This window comes from Streptomyces sp. NPDC101225, from assembly GCF_044767585.1.
Lineage (GTDB): Bacteria > Actinomycetota > Actinomycetes > Streptomycetales > Streptomycetaceae > Streptomyces.
Genome location: NZ_JBIWOE010000010.1, coordinates 167,244 through 183,046, shown reverse-complemented (window position 1 = coordinate 183,046; position 15,803 = coordinate 167,244). Strand labels below are relative to the sequence as shown.

The 15,803-nt window shown below is 71.7% G+C and carries 14 protein-coding genes and 1 pseudogene; 13 read left to right on the top strand and 2 right to left on the bottom strand.

The features are described from left to right. Positions 1 to 40 precede the first annotated feature (40 nt). The 7 genes and pseudogenes from ACIRPX_RS17435 (at position 41) to ACIRPX_RS17405 (ending at position 7,028) form a co-directional block, all read left to right on the top strand. The gene (locus tag ACIRPX_RS17435) at positions 41 to 1,435 is read left to right on the top strand and encodes an NADP-dependent succinic semialdehyde dehydrogenase (protein WP_404194710.1); all 1,395 of its coding nucleotides are present in this window, start codon (positions 41 to 43) and stop codon (positions 1,433 to 1,435) included. 25 nt (positions 1,436 to 1,460) lie between these two features. Next, on the top strand, positions 1,461 to 1,697 hold the full coding sequence (locus ACIRPX_RS17430) for a DUF6213 family protein (protein WP_404194707.1): 237 nt from the start codon (positions 1,461 to 1,463) through the stop codon (positions 1,695 to 1,697). 284 nt (positions 1,698 to 1,981) lie between these two features. Further along, positions 1,982 to 3,055 (top strand): annotated as a pseudogene (locus tag ACIRPX_RS17425) (type III polyketide synthase); the annotation flags it as partial. A 5-nt stretch (positions 3,056 to 3,060) separates the two neighbouring features. Beyond that, positions 3,061 to 4,275 carry a cytochrome P450 gene (locus tag ACIRPX_RS17420; protein WP_404194704.1) on the top strand — a complete coding sequence of 405 codons (1,215 nt, stop codon included), beginning with the start codon at positions 3,061 to 3,063 and terminating at the stop codon, positions 4,273 to 4,275. A 7-nt stretch (positions 4,276 to 4,282) separates the two neighbouring features. Beyond that, positions 4,283 to 4,804 carry a cupin domain-containing protein gene (locus tag ACIRPX_RS17415; RefSeq protein WP_404194702.1) on the top strand — a complete coding sequence of 174 codons (522 nt, stop codon included), beginning with the start codon at positions 4,283 to 4,285 and terminating at the stop codon, positions 4,802 to 4,804. Positions 4,805 to 5,050: 246 nt separating this feature from the next. Continuing rightward, complete coding sequence (locus ACIRPX_RS17410) at positions 5,051 to 6,379, top strand: sensor histidine kinase (protein WP_404194699.1); 1,329 nt, start codon at positions 5,051 to 5,053, stop codon at positions 6,377 to 6,379. After that, the gene (locus ACIRPX_RS17405; RefSeq protein WP_404194696.1) at positions 6,348 to 7,028 is read left to right on the top strand and encodes a response regulator; all 681 of its coding nucleotides are present in this window, start codon (positions 6,348 to 6,350) and stop codon (positions 7,026 to 7,028) included. Before ACIRPX_RS17410 ends, ACIRPX_RS17405 begins: the two co-directional genes overlap by 32 nt. Before the next feature lie 122 nt (positions 7,029 to 7,150). On the opposite strand, the gene ACIRPX_RS17400 is transcribed toward ACIRPX_RS17405, so the two are convergent. Next, positions 7,151 to 8,377, bottom strand: coding sequence for an acyl-CoA dehydrogenase family protein (locus ACIRPX_RS17400; protein WP_404194693.1), 1,227 nt, complete (start codon positions 8,375 to 8,377; stop codon positions 7,151 to 7,153). A 171-nt stretch (positions 8,378 to 8,548) separates the two neighbouring features. Between ACIRPX_RS17400 and ACIRPX_RS17395 the strand changes: the two genes are divergently transcribed. Next, the gene (locus tag ACIRPX_RS17395; protein ID WP_404194689.1) at positions 8,549 to 9,202 is read left to right on the top strand and encodes a TetR family transcriptional regulator; all 654 of its coding nucleotides are present in this window, start codon (positions 8,549 to 8,551) and stop codon (positions 9,200 to 9,202) included. A 6-nt stretch (positions 9,203 to 9,208) separates the two neighbouring features. Here ACIRPX_RS17395 and def read toward each other — a convergent pair whose 3' ends face one another. Continuing rightward, the gene (def, locus tag ACIRPX_RS17390) at positions 9,209 to 9,754 is read right to left on the bottom strand and encodes a peptide deformylase (protein WP_404194687.1); all 546 of its coding nucleotides are present in this window, start codon (positions 9,752 to 9,754) and stop codon (positions 9,209 to 9,211) included. Between the two features lie 111 nt (positions 9,755 to 9,865). Between def and ACIRPX_RS17385 the strand changes: the two genes are divergently transcribed. From ACIRPX_RS17385 to ACIRPX_RS17365, 5 genes are all read left to right on the top strand, one after another. Further along, positions 9,866 to 11,104 carry a MurT ligase domain-containing protein gene (locus ACIRPX_RS17385; protein WP_404194685.1) on the top strand — a complete coding sequence of 413 codons (1,239 nt, stop codon included), beginning with the start codon at positions 9,866 to 9,868 and terminating at the stop codon, positions 11,102 to 11,104. Positions 11,105 to 11,121: 17 nt separating this feature from the next. After that, positions 11,122 to 11,850, top strand: a complete 729-nt coding sequence (locus ACIRPX_RS17380; protein ID WP_404194682.1) for a type 1 glutamine amidotransferase — start codon at positions 11,122 to 11,124, stop codon at positions 11,848 to 11,850. A 201-nt stretch (positions 11,851 to 12,051) separates the two neighbouring features. Continuing rightward, on the top strand, positions 12,052 to 13,077 hold the full coding sequence (locus ACIRPX_RS17375) for a 6-phosphofructokinase (RefSeq protein ID WP_404194679.1): 1,026 nt from the start codon (positions 12,052 to 12,054) through the stop codon (positions 13,075 to 13,077). Between the two features lie 173 nt (positions 13,078 to 13,250). Continuing rightward, positions 13,251 to 14,201 (top strand): cytochrome c oxidase assembly protein, encoded by a 951-nt coding sequence (locus tag ACIRPX_RS17370; protein ID WP_404194676.1) that lies wholly within the window; start codon positions 13,251 to 13,253, stop codon positions 14,199 to 14,201. 109 nt (positions 14,202 to 14,310) lie between these two features. Beyond that, positions 14,311 to 15,789, top strand: coding sequence for a DUF6777 domain-containing protein (locus ACIRPX_RS17365; protein ID WP_404194673.1), 1,479 nt, complete (start codon positions 14,311 to 14,313; stop codon positions 15,787 to 15,789). Positions 15,790 to 15,803: the final 14 nt, after the last annotated feature.

Below are 15,803 nucleotides of genomic sequence, written 5' to 3'. Positions count from 1 at the left end.
GCGGGAAGGTCGATTCAAGCCCGCCCTGAGGAGGTCAGCCATGCCCATCGCAACGGTGAACCCGGCGAACGGCGAGACGCTCAAGACGTACGAAGCCATGGGCGAGGAGGAGCTCGAGCGCCGGCTCCAGCTCGCGGAGGCGACGTTCCGCACGTATCGCACCACGACGTTCGCCGAGCGCGCCCGCCTGATGCACCGGGCCGCCGATCTGCTCGACGAGAGCGGCGAGGACATCGCCCGCGTGATGACCACCGAGATGGGCAAGCCGATCAAGCAGGCCCGCGCGGAGGCCGCCAAGTGCGCCAAGGCGATGCGCTGGTACGCCGACCACGCCGAGGAACTGCTCGCCGACGAGGAGCCCGCGGAGTCCGACGTGAAGGACTCCGGCGCCTCGCGCGTCCTGGTCCGCTACCGGCCGCTCGGCCCGGTGCTCGCCGTGATGCCGTGGAACTTCCCGCTCTGGCAGGTCGTCCGGTTCGCGGCGCCCGCGCTGATGGCGGGCAACGTGGGCCTGCTCAAGCACGCCTCGAACGTCCCGCAGACCGCGCTGTTCCTGGAGGACCTCTTCCACCGGGCGGGCCATCCCGAGGGCTGCTTCCAGACGCTGCTGATCGGCTCCGCCGCGGTCGACGGCGTCCTGCGCGACGAACGCGTCAAGGCGGCCACCCTCACCGGCAGCGAGCCCGCGGGACGCGCGGTCGCCTCCACCGCCGGGGACATGGTCAAGAGGACGGTGCTGGAGCTGGGCGGCAGCGACCCCTACATCGTCATGCCGTCCGCCGACCTCGACCGGGCCGCCCGGATCGCGATCACCGCCCGCGTCCAGAACAACGGCCAGTCGTGCATCGCCGCCAAGCGCTTCATCGTCCACGCGGACGTCTACGACGCCTTCGCCGAGCGGTTCGTGACGGGCATGAAGGCGCTGAAGGTCGGCGACCCGATGGAGGAGGACACGGACGTCGGGCCCCTCTCCAGCGAGCAGGGGCGGGACGACCTCGAGGAGCTGGTCGACGACGCCACGCGCAGCGGGGCCACGGTGCTGTGCGGCGGCCACCGGCTGCGGCGGCCCGAACTGCCCGGCTGGTACTACCCGCCGACCGTCCTCGCCGACGTCACCCGGGAGATGCGCGTCCACCGCGAGGAGGCCTTCGGACCGGTCGCCACGCTGTACCGGGCGGCCGACCTGGACGAGGCGGTACTGATCGCCAACGACTCACCGTTCGGACTGAGTTCGAACGTATGGACGCGGGACGACACCGAGATCGACCGGTTCGTCCGGGATCTGGAGGCCGGGGGCGTCTTCGTCAACGGGATGACCGCCTCGCACCCGGCCTTCCCGTTCGGCGGGGTCAAGCGGTCCGGATACGGGCGTGAGCTGTCCGGGCACGGAATCCGGGAGTTCTGCAACATCACCACCGTTTGGCACGGTGCGTGAGTGCCGCGCGGCTACCATCCCGTCTGTGAACCGCGAAGTGACTCTGCCTCTGATCGTCGACGACCGCGGGACCTTGCAGGTGGCTGCCTCCGATGTGAGCAAGTTGCTGCGGACGGTCGGTGGCAGGTGGCTGCATCTCGTCGAGTCCGGGGAGAAGGAGCTCGACGAGGACACGGTCGCGGCGCTGACCATCGAGCTGGCCAAGCTGGCCGACCGGATCGATGTGGCGTGCATCGCGCACAGCAGCGGGGGTGCGCCGTAGCCGGTGCCCCGCCTTTGGCGAGCCGCGGCGGGGTCGTCCGGAACGGGGACTCGTAGCTCTGGAGCAGGCGGCCGTACCGGCACGCCTGCTCCTCGTCGACGGTGCCGCTCTCCAGGGCCGGTCGCGGATGCGGGACCGCTCGGCCGGCCCCGGCACGGGGTCCCCGATTCGGAGTAGTCCGACGCGAGATAGTCGCCCCGTCGGGTGATCGTGAGGGGACCACCCCAAGAGGTGAACCACCTTTGTGACCGGGGGGCCGAGGGCCTTCCGGACGGCGAAAGCAGGCACGGTTCATGGCGACTTTGTGCAGGCCCTCGGTGTCCGTACCGGAGCACGTGATCACGATGGAGGAGACACTGGAGCTCGCTCGCTCCCGCCACACCGACCATCCACAGCTTCCGCTGGCCCTCCGGCTGATCGAGAACACCGGTGTGCGCACCCGGCACATCGTGCAGCCGATCGAAGAGACCCTGAAGCACCCGGGCTTCGAGGAGCGCAACAAGGTCTACGAGCACGAGGCGAAGGCCCGCGTCCCCGCCGTCGTCCAGCGGGCGCTCGACGAGGCCGAGCTCCTCACCACCGACATCGACGTGATCGTCTACGTCTCGTGCACGGGCTTCATGATGCCCTCGCTCACGGCCTGGCTGATCAACGCGATGGACTTCGACAGCACCACCCGCCAGATACCCATAGCCCAGCTGGGCTGTGCGGCGGGCGGCGCGGCGATCAACCGGGCGCACGACTTCTGCTGCGCCTATCCGGACGCGAACGTGCTGATCGTCGCCTGCGAGTTCTGCTCGCTGTGCTACCAGCCCACCGACCTGGGCATCGGATCGCTGCTGTCCAACGGCCTGTTCGGCGACGGGATCGCGGCCGCGGTCGTGCGCGGCCGGGGCGGTGAGGGCATCGAGCTGGAGCGCAACGGCTCGTACCTGATCCCCAAGACCGAGGAATGGATCATGTACGACGTGCGGGCCACCGGATTCCACTTCCTGCTGGACAAGCGGGTGCCGGGCACCATGGAACCCCTGGCCCCGGCGCTGCAGGAACTGGCCGGGACGCACGGCTGGGACGCCTCCGACCTGGACTTCTACATCATCCACGCCGGCGGCCCCCGGATTCTGGACGACCTCAGCACGTTCCTCCAGGTCGACCCGCACGCCTTCCGGTTCAGCCGGGCCACGCTGACCGAGTACGGCAACATCGCCAGCGCCGTCGTCCTCGACGCCCTGCGCCGGCTCTTCGACGACGGCGGCGCCCAGCACCGGGCGCGCGGGCTGCTGGCCGGGTTCGGCCCCGGCATCACCGCGGAGATGGCCCTGGGCCGCTGGCGCCGCCCCGGCGAACGGACGGAGTGAACGGCATGACCGAGGAGACGCTCACCGGGACCCTGCCACCGGTCCGGCACTGGCCGGCGCTCGATCTGACCGGCCTGGACTTCGACCCGGTGCTGACCGAGCTGATGGCCGAGGGCCCCGTCACCCGCATCCGGCTGCCCAACGGCGAGGGCTGGGCCTGGCTGGTCACGCGCATGGACGACGTCCGCATGGTGACCAACGACCCGCGCTTCGGCCGCGAGGCGGTCATGGACCGGCCGGTCACCCGGCTCGCTCCGCACTTCATCCCCGAGCGCGGTGCGGTCGGCTTCCTCGACCCGCCGGACCACACGCGGCTGCGCCGCTCGGTGGCCGCCGCCTTCACGGCGAAGGGCGTGGAACGCATCCGCGAGCGGTCCCGGCTCCTGCTCGACGAGCTGGTGGACGAGCTGCTCCAGGACGGTCCGCCCGCCGACCTCACCGCGACGGTCCTCAGCCCGTTCCCCATCGCGGTGATCTGCGAGCTGATGGGGGTCCCGGCGGCCGACCGGCACAGCATGCACACCTGGACCCAGCTCATCCTGTCCTCCTCGCAGGGCGCGCAGGTCAGCGAGAGGGCCAAGCACGAGATGGGCGCGTACTTCGCCGATCTCGTGGGGCTGCGGGAGGGCTCCACGGGCACGGACGTCGCCTCCCTGCTCGGTGCGGCGGTGGGGCGCGGCGAGATCACCTCGCAGGAGGCCGTCGGTCTCGCCGTGCTGCTCCAGATCGGCGGCGAGGCGGTCACCAACAACAGCGGCCAGATGTTCTACCTCCTGCTGACCCGCCCGGAGCTGGCCGAACGGCTGCGTGCCGAACCGGGGATCCGCCCGCGGGCCATCGACGAGATGCTGCGCCACATCCCGCACCGCAACGCGGTCGGCCTGTCGCGCATCGCCCTGGAGGACGTGGACATCAAGGGCGTGCGGATCCGGGCCGGCGACCCCGTCTACGTCTCCTACCTCGCCGCGAACCGGGACCCGGAGGTCTTCCCCGACCCGGACACGATCGACTTCTCCCGCAGCCCGAACCCGCATGTGTCCTTCGGCTTCGGCCCGCACTTCTGCCCCGGCAACATGCTGGCGCGGCTGGAGTCCGGGCTGCTGGTCGACGCGCTGCTGGACCGGGTGCCGGACCTGAGGCTGGCCGTGCCGCCGGAGCAGGTGCCCTTCAAGAAGGGCGCGTTGATCCGCGGTCCCGAAGCCCTGCCGGTCACGTGGTGACGCTCCGGTGAGCGCCACGGAGGGCCTGCTGGTGCCGCCGGGCCACGGCAGGGTCGTCCAGACATCCGCCCAGCGCGTGACCTTCAAGGTCACCGGCACCCATTCGCGCACCGCCTCCACCTTCGAGGTGGAGGTGCCGCCCGGCTTCGACGTCGGTGCGCATGTGCACACCCGCAGCGAGGAGCTGTTCTACGTCCTCGACGGCGAGCTGGACGTCCTCGCCTTCGAGCCCCGCATCCGCACCCCCGACGCCTGGCAGAAGTGGGAGTCCGGTTCGGGGGGCCGGGTGGTGCGCGCGACGCCCGGCACGGTCGTCGTCGTACCGCCGGGCTGCCCGCACGCGTTCGCCAACCCGACGGACCGGCCCGCGAAGATGTTCTTCCAGGCGTCCCCGCCCCCGGACCACGAACGCTACTTCGAGGAGCTCCTGGAGATCCTCGGCAGCGGCGGCCCGCCGGACCACGCGGCGATCGAGGAACTGAGGTCCCGCTACGACATCGAGCAGCTGACTCCCCTGCGGCACCGGTGAGTCCGCCGGGCGGCGACGCATCCCCGCCGGCGGTCCCCTCCTGCGACGGTCCGTGAGGGATGCCTCAAGTGCACCGGCGCAAAAGCCACTTGGACTCGGCCGTGCCGCAGGACCGGTGTCCCGGCCGGGCGGGCGGGGTGGCCGGGCGTCTCCTCCTTCCGGAGGAGTCTGCTGGGAGGAGAGCGGGCGCGGGCTCTCCGCCCCAGGGGAGATCACGGGCGCGGGAGATCCGTCTACGGTGGTGGCATGGACCGGATGGAGTCGCTCGCGGGGCGCCCGATACCCCGGGCCGTCACCGACACGGCCCTGGCCCTGCTGCTGACCGCCGGATGCCTGGCCCTGCCGACGGCGATGCCGCCGGGCGGTCCCGAACTGCGGTCCCCGGACGCTTACTTCGTGGTCCTCGTCCTGCTGACGACACTGCCACTGGCCGTGCACCGGCTCTGCCCGCTGCCCGCGCTGCTGGTGGCGGCGGCCTCCGCGGGCGTGCTCCAGAGCCTGCACTACGTACCCGAGCTGTCCGGGCCCGGGGGGACGTCCATCGGGCCGACCTACGTCGCGGTCGCCACGGCCGTCCTGCTGACCGCGACGCGCTGCACGCCCGGGATCGCCGCCCTGGTCGGGGCGGTGGTCATCCCGGCGGCGGCCGTGACCGAGGCGGTGCTCGCCCCGGCCGGGCACCGGATCACCGCGCTGTCCACCGAGGCGGTGCTGCTGGTCGCCGCCTGGGCGCTGGGGCGGCTGGCCCGGGCCCGCGCGGCCATCCGCGACCAGGCGCTGGAGCGGGCCGCCGCCCTGGAGCGGGAGCAGGCCGCCGACGCGCGGGCCGCGGTCATGGAGGAACGGGCGCGGATCGCCCGCGAGTTGCACGACATCGTCGCGCACAACGTCAGCCTGATGGTCGTGCAGACCATCGCCGCGGACCGGGTCCAGGAACGCAACGCGGGCACGGCGCACGAACTGCACGGCACCATCGAGGAGACCGGACGGGCCACGGTCACCGAGCTGCGCCGGCTGCTGGACGTGCTGCGTACCGACGAGGAGGCGGCGGGCGATGTCACCAAGGAGCCGCCGCAGCCCACCGTCGAGGCCCTGCCCGCGCTGGTGGACTCGGTCCGCGCGGCCGGGCTCGAGGTCGACCACCGCACCACCGGCACGCCCGCCGAACTGCCCGCCGGGTCGCATCTGACGGTGTACCGGGTCGTGCAGGAGGCGCTCACCAACACCCTCAAGCACGCGGGCCGCACCCGGACCGCGCTGCGGATCGACTGGGAGCCGGAGCGGCAGCGGCTCACCGTCCGGGTGTGCGACGACGGGCCCCGGCCCGACGGCGAACCGGTCCGGACCCCGGTCGCGGCGCACGGCACCGGGCACGGCCTGGTCGGCATGCGCGAGCGCGTGGCGGCCGTGGGCGGTTGCCTGCACACCGGTGTCCGGCCCGGCGGCGGCTACTGCGTGCACGCCGTCATCCCGATCCCCCCGTCGGTGTCCGTTCCCGCATCCGTCACCGCTTCCGCACCACGGCACGAAGGGCACTCCCCGTATGCAGGTCATCCGCGTCCTGCTGGTCGATGACCAGCCGATGATCCGGACGGGTTTCCGGCTCATCCTCGAATCGGAGCCGGACATCGACGTCGTCGGCGAGGCGTCGGACGGCGACGAGGCCGTGGCGGGCACCGAGGCCCTGCAGCCGGACATCGTCCTCATGGACATCCGCATGCCCGGCACGGACGGGGTGGAGGCGACGCGGCGCATCGTGCGGTCCGGTTCGCCCAGCCGGGTCGTGATCCTGACGACGTTCGACCTGGACGGCGACGTGGTGGACGCGCTGCGGGCGGGAGCCGGCGGGTTCCTGGTGAAGGACGGTCCCGCCGATTCGCTGGTGGCCGCGATCCGTACCGTCGCCGGCGGCGACGCCATGCTCTCGCCGCGCATCACCCACCGGCTGCTCGACCGGTTCGCGCACCTCGGCGCGCCCGACGAGGAGCCGGTGCCGCGCCGGCTCGACGCCCTCACCGGCCGCGAACTCGACGTGCTCCGGGCGCTCGCCCGCGGCCTGTCGAACGCGGAGATCGCGCGCGAACTCGGCGTGGGCGAGACGACCGTCAAGACGCACATCGCCCACATTCTGGACAAGTACGGCCTGCGCGACCGGGTCCAGGCCGTGATCCTGGCGTACGACAGCGGTCTGGTGGTCCCGCGCGGAGGCCGGCCGACCGCCTGACGGCGACGGCGGCACCGCGCCCCCGGCAGGGGCGCGGGGAACTGCGCGACCAGCCACGACGGCGCCGCGGCCGCACCACGACCGCGTGGCGGGAACGCACCGCTCCCGCCCGGCCCGAGCGGTCAGCGGATCGGCATGCCCGCGAGCGTGCGGGCGATCACCAGGCGCTGGATCTCGCTCGTGCCCTCGAAGATCGTGTAGATCGCGCTGTCGCGGTGCATCCGCTCGACCGGGTACTCGCGGGTGTACCCGTTGCCGCCGAGGATCTGGACGGCCTGCGCGGTGACCTGCTTCGCGGTCTCGCTCGCGAACAGCTTGGACATCGAGCCCTCGGCCGCGGTGAACGGCTTGCCGTTGACCGCCATCCACGAGGCGCGCCACACCAGCAGCCGGGCCGCGTCGATCTGCGTCCTCATGTCGGCCAGCTGGAAGGCGACGCCCTGGTTGTCGATGATGGGACGGCCGAACTGCTCACGGGTCCTGGCGTAGTCGAGGGCGACCTCGAAGGCGGCCCGGGCGGTGCCCACCGCCATCGCGCCGACGGCCGGGCGCGACGCCTCGAACGTCGCCATGGCGGCGTTCTTCACCCGCTCGCCGCCCGCCCTGGCCCGCTCCCGGGCCCGGGCGAAGCGCTCGTCGAGCTTCTCCTTGCCGCCGAGCAGGCAGGACCCGGGGACGCGCACGTCCTCCAGGACGACCTCGGCGGTGTGCGAGGCACGGATGCCGTGCTTCTTGAACTTCTGGCCCTGGGACAGGCCCGGGGTGCCCGGCGGGATGATGAAGGACGCGTGGCCCTTGGAGCCGAGCTCGGGGTCGACGACCGCGACGACGACGTGGACGTTGGCGATGCCGCCGTTGGTCGCCCAGGTCTTCGTGCCGTTGAGCACCCACTCGTCCTTGGCCTCGTCGTACACGGCACGCGTGCGCATGGAGGCCACGTCGGAGCCGGCGTCGGGCTCGGACGAGCAGAAGGCGGCCACCTTGACGTCGTTCGCGTCGCCGTACATCTGCGGGATCCAGGTGCCGATCTGCTCCTCGGTTCCGTTGGCGAGAACGCCCACGGCGGCCAGGCCGGTGCCTACGATCGACAGAGCGATGCCCGCATCGCCCCAGAACAGCTCCTCCATCGCCATCGGGATACCGAGCCCGGTGGGGTCGAAGTACTGCTGGGCGTAGAAGTCGAGGGAGTAGATGCCCACCTTCGCGGCCTCCTGGATGACAGGCCAGGGAGTCTCCTCACGCTCGTCCCATTCGGCGGCCGCGGGCCGTATGACGTCTGCGGCGAAGCCGTGCAGCCAGTCCCGGACCTCCTTCTGTTCGTCGTTGAGCTCCATGGTGAACTCGGCCATGTCCCCTCCAGCGGCGGCACATCTACGTGTTACTAGCGGTAACACTAATGTGTTACCCGTGGGTAGGAAAAGTCAACTCCCGATGGCGGTCGGCAGCCAGTTCGATGCAGAGGGCATGTTGAGTGTTAGTTTGCGCAGGCGTCACCGAAACAGCACGGGTGGGGAGAACTCATGGACACCACGCAGCGGACCGAGCAGCAGCGGTCCGCCGACCGACGTCGGCGCGAACTTCTGGAGGCCGCGGACCGGGTCGTGCTGCGTGACGGGCCGCAGGCCTCGATGAACGCCATCGCCGCCGAGGCCGGCATCACCAAGCCCATCCTGTACCGGCACTTCGGCGACAAGGGCGGGCTCTACGCCGCGCTGGCGACGCGCCACACGGACGCCCTGCTGGATTCGCTGCGGGCGGCCCTGGACGCGCCGGCCGACCGGCGTGAGCGGGTCGAGGCCACACTGGACACCTATCTCGCCGCAATCGAGGCACGTCCGCAGGTCTACCGGTTCCTGATGCATCCGGCGGAGGGCTCCCAGAGCGATCAGGGCAGCGACCAGGGCTTCGACGTCGGCAAGCACTCCGCCCCGCTGCTGCGCAGGATGGGCGAGGAGCTGGCCCAGGTCATCGAGGACCGCCTCGACCTCGGTCCGGAGAGCCAGCGACTGGCCCGGGTGTGGGGCCACGGGATCGTCGGCATGATGCACGCCGCCGGCGACTGGTGGCTCTACGAACAGCCCTGCTCACGCACGGACTTGGTCCGCATCCTGGCCGACCTCCTGTGGGGCAGGCTGGCCGCCGCGGGCGACCGGATCGGCGGTCCGGGGTTCTAGCCCCGGCTAACCCCGGCTACCCCAGGTCGCCTTCGCCGCCTGGCGCAGCACCCTGCGTCTGCGCCATCCGGCGAGGCGGTCCACGTACACCCGTCCCTCCAGGTGGTCGCACTCGTGCTGGAGGCAGCGGGCGAAGAACCCCGTGCCGTGCACGGTGACCGGCTCCCCGGTCACCGTCACGCCCTCGACCACCGCATGGTCGTGGCGCTCCGTCCCGGCCTCCAGGCCCGGCAGGGACAGGCAGCCCTCCGGCCCCCGCACCACCACTCCGTCGGCCTCGACCAACCGGGGGTTCACCACGTGCCCGAGGTGCCGCACGTCATCGTCGTCGGGGCAGTCGTAGACGAACACCCGCAGGGAGCTCCCCACCTGGTTCGCCGCGAGGCCCACTCCGCGCGCCGCGTACATCGTCGCGAACAAGTCCTCCACCAGGGACGCCAGTTCGGGCCCGAAGTCGGTCACCTCCGCACAAGGGGTGCGAAGCCGCGGGTCACCGTGGACGGTGAGGGGTCTCACGCGTCCGCGGGTGCCCGGGATGAAGCCGTTTCGCATGACCGCAAGGGTACGGCGATTCGGGAGTGCGAATGGATCTCGATAGGCTGACCACCACCACGTTGCCGTCAGGCAGGAGCGCGGCGCGTACGCAAGGAGGATCGAGAACTGATGTCAGGCAACTCGGACCCGCTCACGCCGCGGGCCAAGCTCGCCGTGACCGCGGGCAAGGCGGTCGCTGCGGCGTCCCGTGCGGCGGGCCGCGGCAGTGGATCGGTGATCGGCGGCCGGGTCGCGCTCAAACTCGACCCCGACCTCCTGGCGCGGCTCGCCCAGAGCCTGGACGTGATCCTGGTCTCGGCGACCAACGGCAAGACCACCACGACCCGGCTGATCGCCGAGGCGCTGCGGGCCGCGGGCCCGGTCGTCTCCAACGCGCTCGGCGCCAACATGCCCGCCGGCATCACCTCGGCGCTGGCCGGCAACTCGGACGCCCGGTACGGCGTGATCGAGGTCGACGAGAAGTACCTCGCCGGCGTAGCCCGGGACACCGACCCCAAGTGCATCGCACTGCTCAACCTCTCCCGCGACCAGCTCGACCGCGCGGCCGAGACCCGCATGCTCGCGGAGAACTGGCGTGAGGGACTCGCCGGCTCGAAGGCCGTGATCGTCGCCAACTGCGACGACCCGCTCGTCGTGTGGGCCGCGTCCTCCTCCCCCAACGTCATCTGGGTCGCCGCCGGCCAGATGTGGAAGGACGACGCCTGGTCCTGCCCGTCCTGCGGCGGAGTGATGCAGCGGCCCGGCGACGACTGGTTCTGCGGCGAGTGCGGCTTCCGCCGTCCCACGCCCAGCTGGGCGCTCTCCGGCGACCACGTCCTCGACCCGCACGGGTCCGCCTGGCCCATCCACCTCCAATTGCCCGGCCGCGCCAACAAGGCCAACGCCGCCAGCTCCGCCGCCGTGGCCGCCGTCTTCGGCGTGCCGCCGCAGGTCGCCCTGGAACGCATGTACCAGGTGCAGGCCGTGGCCGGCCGCTACGACATCGTCCAGTTCCAGCAGCGCGACCTGCGCCTGCTGCTCGCGAAGAACCCGGCCGGCTGGCTCGAGACGTTCAGCCTGATCGACCCGCCGCCCACCCCGGTGATCCTCTCGGTGAACGCGCGCGGCGCCGACGGCACCGACACCTCCTGGCTGTGGGACGTCGACTACACACGCCTGACCGGCCACCCGATCTGCGTGATCGGCGACCGGAAGCTGGACCTCGCGGTGCGCCTGGAGGTCGCGAACCAGCAGTTCCAGGTCTGCGAGGACCTCGACCAGGCGGTGCAGGCGTGCCCGCCGGGCCGTATCGAGGTCATCGCCAACTACACCGCGTTCCAGGACCTGCGCCGCCGCGTCGGCAACTGACACCTCAGGGGACACAAGTGAGCGACAACAGCCTGCGGGTCGTCTGGGTCTACCCCGACCTGCTCAGCACCTACGGCGACCAGGGCAACGTCCTGGTCGTGGAGCGCCGGGCCCGGCAGCGGGGCCTCGACGTGGCCCGGCTCGACGTGCGCAGCGACCAGCCGATCCCCACCTCCGGGGACATCTACCTGATCGGCGGCGGCGAGGACCGCCCGCAGCGGCTGGCGGCCGAGCGGCTGCGCCGCGACGGCGGCCTGAACCGCGCCGCGGAGAACGGCGCGATCCTGTTCTCGGTCTGTGCCGGCTACCAGATCCTCGGTCACGAGTTCATCAACGACCTCGGCCAGCGCGAGCCCGGCCTGGGCCTGCTCGACGTGGTCTCGGTGCGCGGCGAGGGCCAGCGGTGCGTCGGCGACGTGCTCGGCGACATCGACGAGCGCCTCGGTCTGCCGCCGCTGACCGGCTTCGAGAACCACCAGGGCGTCACCCACCTCGGCCCGACCGCCCGCCCGTTCGCCCAGGTGCGGATCGGCAACGGCAACGGCACGGGCGACGGCACGGAGGGCGCGTACAACGACACGGTCTTCGGTACGTACATGCACGGACCCGTGCTGGCGAGGAACCCGCAGATCGCGGACCTGCTGCTGAAGCTCGCGCTGGACGTGAACGCGCTGCCCCCCACCGACGACCGGTGGTACGAGGCGCTGCGCAACGAGCGCATCGCGTCGGCACAGCAGCCCGCCTAGGAGTCCGGCGGCCCGCCCCGCACGCGGGGCGGCCGGCCTCCGGGAACCAGCCCGTCTGACGGCGCGTCCGCACAGGTGAGCGCGGTCGTCCAGCAGTCGGACGTACAGTGCGGCCCCGCCCCCTCCTGCCGTTAGGGTGGCGGGGTTCGAGCCGGACAGCGTGGTCCGGTCCCGACCACGTTGGAGAAGGTTTCTCGGGCTATGCGCATTGGTGTCCTCACGTCCGGCGGCGACTGCCCCGGCCTGAACGCCGTCATCAGGTCCGTCGTGCACCGCGCCGTGGCCGACCACGGCGACGAGGTCATCGGCTTCCGGGACGGCTGGAAGGGCCTCCTGGAGTGTGACTACCTCAAGCTCGATCTCGACGCGGTGGGCGGCATCCTGGCCCGCGGCGGCACGATTCTCGGCTCCTCCCGGGTCCAGCCCTCGCATCTGCGCGACGGGGTGGAGCGGGCCAAGGGCCACGTCGAGGAGCTCGGGCTCGACGCGATCATCCCCATCGGCGGCGAGGGCACGCTCAAGGCGGCCCGGCTGATGTACGACAGTGGGCTGCCGATCGTCGGCGTCCCCAAGACCATCGACAACGACATCGCGGTGACCGACGTCACCTTCGGCTTCGACACGGCCGTCGGCGTCGCCACCGAGGCGCTGGACCGGCTCAAGACCACCGCCGAGTCCCATCAGCGGGTCCTGGTCGTGGAGGTCATGGGCCGCCACACCGGCTGGATCGCGCTGCACTCCGGCATGGCGGCCGGCGCCCACGCCATCGTCGTACCGGAACGGCCCTTCGACATCGAGGAGTTGGCCCGCAAGGTCGGGCAGCGCTTCGAGGCGGGCAAGCGGTTCGCCATCGTGGTGGCGGCGGAGGGTGCCAAGCCCAAGGCCGGGTCCATGGAGTTCGACGAGGGCGGCAAGGACATCTACGGCCACGAGCGCTTCGCCGGGATCGCCCGCCAGCTCTCCATCGAGCTGGAGGAGCGGCTGGGCAAGGAGGCGCGGCCGGTGATCCTCGGGCATGTCCAGCGGGGCGGTACGCCGACGGCGTACGACCGCGTGCTGGCCACGCGGTTCGGCTGGCATGCCGTGGAGGCCGTGCATCGCGGGGAGTTCGGCAACATGACCGCGCTGCGCGGGACGGACATCGTGATGGTGCCGCTCGCCGAGGCCGTGGAGACGCTGAAGACGGTGCCGGTGGAGCGGTACGACGAGGCGGAGTGCGTGCTCTGACCTCGCCCTGGGGCTCACCGTCCCGTCGCCGGGCGCGGGTGCTTCGCGACGTGTCGCGCGGTTGCCCGCACCCCGTACGGGGTTGCGGTGGCCCCGGTCGGCGGTGCGCGTCGGCACGGTTCTAGTCTGTGGGGGACACACCTGCACAACCCCCACGAATCAGGAGCCAGCCGATGGACCACAGCGGGCACGGCATGACCATGGACCTGCCGCCGTTCACGCTGGGGCGGGGGCTTCACTGGTCGGCGGACCCGTTCTTCCTGCTGGCCTGCCTGGTGGGGCTGGCTCTCTACGCGTACGGCGTGGTGCGGCTGCGGCGGCGTGGTGACACGTGGCCGGCCGCGCGGACGGTCTCGTTCGTGCTCGGCGTGCTGACCATCGTCCTGGTGATGTGTACCGGGCTGAACGACTACGGCATGGTCATGTTCAGCGTGCACATGGTGCAGCACATGATCATCAGCATGCTGTCGCCGATCCTGATCCTGCTCGGCGCCCCGGTCACGCTCGCCCTGCGCGCGCTGCCGACCGCCGGCCGGGGCCGCAGGGGCCCGCGCGAGCTGCTGCTGATGCTGCTGCACAGCCGGTACCTGCGGATCATCACGCACCCGGCGTTCACCATCCCGCTGTTCATCGCGAGCCTGTACGCCCTGTACTTCACCTCGCTGTTCGACCTCCTGATGGCGTCCAGGACCGGGCACATCGCGATGATGGTGCACTTCTTCGCCGTCGGTGTCGTCTTCTTCTGGCCGATCATCGGCGTCGACCCCGGGCCGCACCGCCCGGGCTACCTCATGCGGATGCTGGAGCTGTTCGCGGGCATGCCGTTCCACGCGTTCTTCGGCATCGCGCTGATGATGGGGTCGACGCCCATGGTGGGGACCTTCAAGAACCCGCCGGCCTCGCTCGGCATCGACGCCCTGTCCGACCAGACCGCGGCGGGCGGCATCGCCTGGGCGTTCAGCGAGGTCCCCTCCGTACTGGTGCTGCTCGCCCTGCTGTTCCAGTGGTACGGCTCCGAGCAGCGGCAGGCCCGGCGCAAGGACCGGGCGGCGGACCGCGACGGCGACAAGGAACTCGAGGCATACAACGCCTATTTGGCCTCATTGAACGCACACGGCCGGTGAAGGCTCCGTCTTTCGGCGGCATTCAGTAGCATGAAGTGCATCGGGGGAACCGCCGGGGGGAGCGGTGATGACACTTCACGCATTTATGCATGGAGCGGGGAAATCGGCGATGGGAAAGATCGCCGTCCTGCTCTTCTTCGTACTCGCACTCAGCGGATGTGACCGGAGTGCACCGCTGCTACTCGTGAAGGCGGCGGCCGCGGGAGTTCCGTCTCTCGCGCCCTTCTTCGACGAGAACAGCGGTCTGGGACACGATGCCGAGGGGGTCCGGCCGCAGACCGTCCCCGGCAGCCTGCAGCAGGGGGACACACCCGGCCTGTACGGCGGCACACCTGGTCTGTACGGCGGCACGAGGCAGCCGACGACCTGCGACGTCAAGCGGCTCAAGGCCTTTCTCACGGACCCCGCCCAGCGCCGGAAGGCGCGGGCGTGGGCCGACGCGCTGGGCATCGACACGGCCGGGATTCCGGGATATCTGGACCGGCTCACTCCTGTCCTCCTGCGTCACGACACTCTCGTGGTGAATCACGACTACAAAAAGGGAAAGGCCACCCCCTTCAACTCCTTGCTGCAGACGGGAATCGCCGTTCTGGTCGACGAACGGGGAGTTCCGGCCGTGAAGTGCTCGTGCGGAAATCCGCTCCGCCCCTTCACGGGTGACACGCATCGGATTTCGGTCACGTTCGACGGCGGCAACAAGAAGTGGCACGGATATCGGCGTTCCACCGTCGTGGCCGTGCGGCCCGCGCCGCGGGAAATGGGGCGGCTCGCCCTGGTCGACGTCCACGATCCGGGCCGGGGCATCGACCGGCCGGTGGGCACGACGGGCGCGCGGGACAGCACCTTCGACGCGGCCCGTCGGCGGGCGGTGCCCGACCTCTCGGGGAGCACGTTCGCCGACGCGGTCCGGGAGCTGGCCGCGCAGGGGCTGGCGTCCGGGTACGCCGGGGAGGAGCGGCCCCCAGACGACGCACGGGTGACGGCGTCCGATCCGCCGGCCGGGGCCGAGCTGGAGTTCGGCGCGTACGTGACGCTGAGCGCGACCGGGGACACGGCGGGAAGCATCTCCGGACCGCCTGCCGGCCCGTCCGCAGAGACGCCGAGCGCCCCGTCGGGCGACCGGTCCGGTGGTACGCCGGGCGGCCCGTCCGGCGACCGGTCCGGAGGGACGCCGGGCGCCCCGTCGGGCGGGGCATCCGGGACGGCGGGGACCGCGTCCGGAGGATCCGCCACTCCCCCGTCGTCCCCGGCCTCCCAGCCGTCCACGACTCCGCCGGCGTCACCCTCGTCGCCCGCTCCCCCCGCGAGCGGCGGCCCCGGTACGTCGTCCGCCGGCTCCACGTCGGCTCCGCCGCCCGGCTCACCTCCGCCGGTCACGGCCGGCTCCAGCACCCCGGTCACCAGCAGCGCCCCACCGCCCCGCACCCCCGTCACCAGCAGCGCGCCACCCGGTACCCCCGTCACCGGCAGCGCCCCGCCCGGCACCCCGGTCACCACGAGCGCGCCCGCCGGCGGTGAGCCGGCGGGCAGCGCCTCCGCCACGCGTGGGCCCGCGTCCTCGGGGCCCGCCTCCGTCGCGATCACCTAGCGCCCCGCACAACC

Bases quoted from the DNA above. Each gene is read 5' to 3' on its own strand.
- ACIRPX_RS17370 (WP_404194676.1), top strand. From the start codon at position 13,251: ATGGACCACAGCGGGCACGGCATGACCATGGACCTGCCGCCGTTCACG.
- ACIRPX_RS17365 (WP_404194673.1), top strand. From the start codon at position 14,311: ATGGGAAAGATCGCCGTCCTGCTCTTCTTCGTACTCGCACTCAGCGGA.
- ACIRPX_RS17375 (WP_404194679.1), top strand. From the start codon at position 12,052: ATGCGCATTGGTGTCCTCACGTCCGGCGGCGACTGCCCCGGCCTGAAC.
- ACIRPX_RS17385 (WP_404194685.1), top strand. From the start codon at position 9,866: ATGTCAGGCAACTCGGACCCGCTCACGCCGCGGGCCAAGCTCGCCGTG.
- ACIRPX_RS17435 (WP_404194710.1), top strand. From the start codon at position 41: ATGCCCATCGCAACGGTGAACCCGGCGAACGGCGAGACGCTCAAGACG.
- ACIRPX_RS17420 (WP_404194704.1), top strand. From the start codon at position 3,061: ATGACCGAGGAGACGCTCACCGGGACCCTGCCACCGGTCCGGCACTGG.
- ACIRPX_RS17410 (WP_404194699.1), top strand. From the start codon at position 5,051: ATGGACCGGATGGAGTCGCTCGCGGGGCGCCCGATACCCCGGGCCGTC.
- ACIRPX_RS17400 (WP_404194693.1), bottom strand. From the start codon at position 8,377: ATGGCCGAGTTCACCATGGAGCTCAACGACGAACAGAAGGAGGTCCGG.
- ACIRPX_RS17395 (WP_404194689.1), top strand. From the start codon at position 8,549: ATGGACACCACGCAGCGGACCGAGCAGCAGCGGTCCGCCGACCGACGT.
- ACIRPX_RS17405 (WP_404194696.1), top strand. From the start codon at position 6,348: ATGCAGGTCATCCGCGTCCTGCTGGTCGATGACCAGCCGATGATCCGG.
- def (WP_404194687.1), bottom strand. From the start codon at position 9,754: ATGCGAAACGGCTTCATCCCGGGCACCCGCGGACGCGTGAGACCCCTC.